Origin of the sequence: uncultured Romboutsia sp. (assembly GCF_958366745.1) — a bacterium.
In the GTDB taxonomy this organism is placed as follows: Bacteria; Bacillota; Clostridia; order Peptostreptococcales; family Peptostreptococcaceae; genus Romboutsia; species Romboutsia timonensis.
Genome location: NZ_CATXCO010000201.1, coordinates 1 through 4,282 on the forward strand (window position 1 = coordinate 1; position 4,282 = coordinate 4,282).

3 protein-coding genes are annotated in these 4,282 nt (G+C 27.4%); 1 reads left to right on the forward strand and 2 read right to left on the reverse strand.

The genetic code is table 11. The features are described 5' to 3' along the window. Positions 1–145: 145 nt before the first annotated feature. Positions 146–1,528, forward strand: a complete 1,383-nt coding sequence (locus tag Q5F54_RS11150) for a VanZ family protein (RefSeq protein WP_302334441.1) — start codon at positions 146–148, stop codon at positions 1,526–1,528. A gap of 156 nt (positions 1,529–1,684) precedes the next feature. On the opposite strand, the gene Q5F54_RS11155 is transcribed toward Q5F54_RS11150, so the two are convergent. Further along, positions 1,685–2,980 carry a DUF1002 domain-containing protein gene (locus Q5F54_RS11155; protein ID WP_288564717.1) on the reverse strand — a complete coding sequence of 432 codons (1,296 nt, stop codon included), beginning with the start codon at positions 2,978–2,980 and terminating at the stop codon, positions 1,685–1,687. Between the two features lie 318 nt (positions 2,981–3,298). Next, the gene (locus Q5F54_RS11160; protein ID WP_288564718.1) at positions 3,299–4,132 is read right to left on the reverse strand and encodes a CAP domain-containing protein; all 834 of its coding nucleotides are present in this window, start codon (positions 4,130–4,132) and stop codon (positions 3,299–3,301) included. Between the last annotated feature and the right edge of the window lie 150 nt (positions 4,133–4,282).

Genomic DNA, 4,282 nt, shown 5'->3' on the forward strand with positions numbered 1-4,282 from the left:
GCTTTTAATTTATTTTTATTAATTCAACAATTAATAGAACATAGATAAAAATAACTATGTCATAAAAATTTGCATTATAATTATTTTTTATGGTATATTTTGTAAATTAAATTAATCGATTTAAAAGATAAGGGAGATTAGAATAGTGAGAATTTATGATTTAATACAACTTGCAAGACAATATATGCTATTAGGAGTTATTGTTGTAATTTTACTTCTAACAGGATACTTCTTACTTTATAAAAAACTAATGAAAGGTACTGATAAATTAAATAAAATTAAATTTGGATTGTGGAGTATATTTGTAATTTATATAGTTGTAGTACTTGGAGCAACAATTGGACATAGAACTTCAGCGTATGGTAATATAAATCTACACTTGTTTAGCTCTTATAAAAATGCATACAATAGCTTTTCTATAAGAGAGTGGAGAAATATAATTCTTAATATATTAATGTTTGTTCCACTTGGATTTATGATACCATTACTTTTTAAAAAATGTAAAAGATGGTATATAACTTATTTAATAGGATTTGGGGCAACACTATTTATAGAAATACTGCAACTTATAAGTAAACGAGGGATATTTGAGCTTGATGACATTATAAATAATACTCTAGGATGTATTATAGGATATGGTATAGTAATATTTTTTATATCAATATATGAAAAAAGATATAAAGTTTTAACTAATATAATTTACCAAATACCTTTAATAATAACTGTTATTTCCTTTAGTATAATATTTATTACTTATTCTAAAAAAGAGTTAGGAAATCTATCTATTACTAATAGCTATAATATAGATATGTCAACTATAGATGTAAGTAGTAATATTGACTTTAATGATAAATCGAATAAAGCGTATGTATATAAAGCATCTGTAGGAGATAAAGAAGAAGCTACAAAGATAGCTAGTGAAATCTTTTCTAAGGTAAATACAAAAATAGATGAATCTCAAAATGATGAATATGATGACACTATAGTATTTAAATCACAAGATGGAAATTATAGCTTATGGGTAAATTATACAGGTAATACAACGTGGTTTATTTATCATAAGGAATTTAAAGGTAAAGAAAATTTAAGCTATAAAGATGTACAAGCTTTATTAAGTAAATTTGATATAGATTTGCCTAAAGACGCTAGTTTTGAAGATAATGGAGAAGGGCGTTATTCTATTTATTTAGATATGGTTAAATTTAAAGACGTATATCTTGATGGACAATTAAACTGTAAAATTGGTGAAGATGATAAAGTTTATGGTTTTAGTAATAATATTATTTCTTATAAGCCATACAAAGAGTATGAGATTTTAACTTCAAAAGAAGCTTACAATAAAATACTAAATGGTGAGTTTAAAATATATGACGAGTTTGCAAAAAATTTAGATAAAATAGAGATTATAGATTTTAAATTAAGTTATAGTTTAGATACAAAAGGGTTTTATCAACCTATTTATAATTTTGATGTAAAACTTGATGGAGAGAAAAGTCAAATACATATACCTGCAATAAAAGATAAATAAATAGAATTAACCTAATACGTATATTTAACTATAAATATATTAATACCATTAATGAAAAATATGAAAATAAGTAATTTTATAAGAATATTAAATACAAAAAAGACAGATAATAAACTATCTGTCTTTTTATGTGTTTAAATTAAACTATATAAATAATTAATTACTTTGTTGTTCTTGAGCATCAAAGCTACCTTGATCTTGAGTTTGAACATCTAATGATGAATCATCTTCATTAGAAACAGTAGCATCAGCATTATCTTGAGGAGTTTCCTCAGTAGAGCTATTTTCATCTATTGTTTCTTCAGTAGTATTATTTTCATCAATTGAATTGTTTGTTTCCTCATTTGGAGCTACTTCTGTTTGCTCAGCTTTATTTTGGTTATTAGAATCATTATTAAATAATCCTGTGAACCAATTCCATATCTTAGCAAAGAAACCTTCAACTTGCTCACTAGATGGAAGGTTTATAGTTGATTTATCAGTAGCATCTATTTGAGCATTTTCTCCAAGTAAACTATCGTTAGTATTGTTAAGTATACTTGAATTATCATTATTATTACCACCGAATAATCCTTTAAACCAATCAACTATTCCTTCAAAGAAGCTCTTTATTTTATCAAAGAATCCTGTATTTACATTTTCACCTATAGCAGATAAGTTTTCATTAACAACATCAGATACACTTTCTAGTGCATTTTTCATTTCACTATAGTTATAATCTTGTTTAGATATTTTTTCCATTAAGCTTTCAAGCTTTGCCATTTGTTCATCAGATAAAGTTACATTATAGTTGTTTACTACATTATTTATAGTTTCAGCTATTTGAACTGTATCTTTAGTATTATTTTTTATTATCTCAGTCTTTACATCATTAACGATTCCTGTAGCTTTGTCTTGACCGATATCATCACCTAAATCTCCAGTAGTTATTAATTCCTCTGAAGCTAGTTCTTTTTTATCTTCCTCTAGAGGCTTTCCAGTAGCATCTTCAAATGCTTTCATTATACCTGTTAATGCTCCTGTTCCAGAAACTGGGAAGTTAGCAGCAATTACAACGTCAGCATCAGTAAGACCTGCAGTAGATAATGTAGTTGCAACCATAGCTGGAGTTGCCCAAGTTATATTAGCAGTTTTAACATTTATACCACTACCTGATTTTGTTGGTTCAACATAAGCACAAGAATAAGTTTTCTTTCCAAGTTGAGCTTCAGTCGCTACTCCTTGTAAGTATTTTCTTTCTTCTTGGTTGTCAACCTCAAGTATTACAACCTCATCTTTATTAACACCGAAATATTTTAACATAGTATCTTTTTGTTCTTGTGTTAAGTTTGCACCAAGAGTTACAACTCTAGCACCATCTGCAAATACAAGTCCTAAGCTAGATAAACTTAAAACTGCAGTAAGACCTAAAGTTACAAATCTCTTTTTAAAATTATTTAATTTTTTGTTCATAAATTTCATTCCTTTCAACTTACAAAAAAAGTTAAACCATAATATATCCCTATTACATTATACTATAAATGATTAATTTAAAAAAGCAAATTACAAGTTTGTAATAAATACTTAAGAATTTATTTTAATAGTTTGTATCTTTTAAAGATATATATTTTCAATATAAATAATATATAAGAAAGCTAAAGATTGGTTATCCTTCTTAAATATAGTATTTATAGTAAAAATGAATTTATTAAAAAAATATATAAACAAAGAAAAAAGTATAAATGCAGACATTTAAATATCTACATTTATACTTTTTATCTATAATCTAAATTACTTACCTATGAACATTTGAGTCCAATAAGTTGTTCCTTTAGAATCTTTTGCAATACCAACACCTAAGTTAGTAAAATTAGGGTTTAGTATATTTTTTCTATGACCTTCAGAATTCATCCAAGCAGTTACAACCTCTTGTGGAGTTTTTTGACCTTTTGCTATATTCTCACCAGCAGTTCTATAAGATATTCCAAATTGCTTCATCATATCAAATGGAGAACCGTAAGTTGGAGATGTATGGTCGAAGTAGTTTTTATTTACCATATCTTGAGATTTCTTTGTTGCTACACTTGATAAGTTAGAATCAAGTGTTAAAGCAGATATTCCTCTTTTAGTTCTTTCTGCATTTACTAAATCAAGCACTTGTTGTTGATAAGAAGAAAAGTCTGTACTAGGCTTTTGCTCAGGAGTACTCTCAGGTTTTTGCTCAGGAGTAGTACTTGGAGTACTAGGAGTACTTTCAGGCTTTTGCTGTGGAGTAGTACTTGGAGTACTAGGAGTACTTTCAGGTTTTTGCTGTGGAGTAGTACTAGGAGTACTAGGAGTACTCTCAGGCTTTTGCTGTGGAGTAGTACTAGGAGTACTTTCAGGTTTTTGCTGTGGAGTAGTACTTGGATTATTAGGAGTACTCTCAGGTTTTGAAGGTACATTTGGACAACTTGGAGTTAACGGTAATTTGTATTTAACACCATTTACATATATATATACAGATTTCGTAGTCATAACTTTCTTGTAACAAGTTTTTGATAGAGCGTTTACTGGTAGCATACTAGATGCTGTTAGCATAGTTATTGCTCCTAATGATAATATATTTCTAAATTTCTTATTCATATAAACACCTCTTTTGATTTTATTTGCGATTCAGATTGTTACTAAATTGTAACTTGCAATTTAAGGGGTTGTCCCTTTCGCATATTTATACTAACATAAATGCTACAACTTTGTAACTGTAAAGTACTGTAATAAAGTGTAGAAAAATGT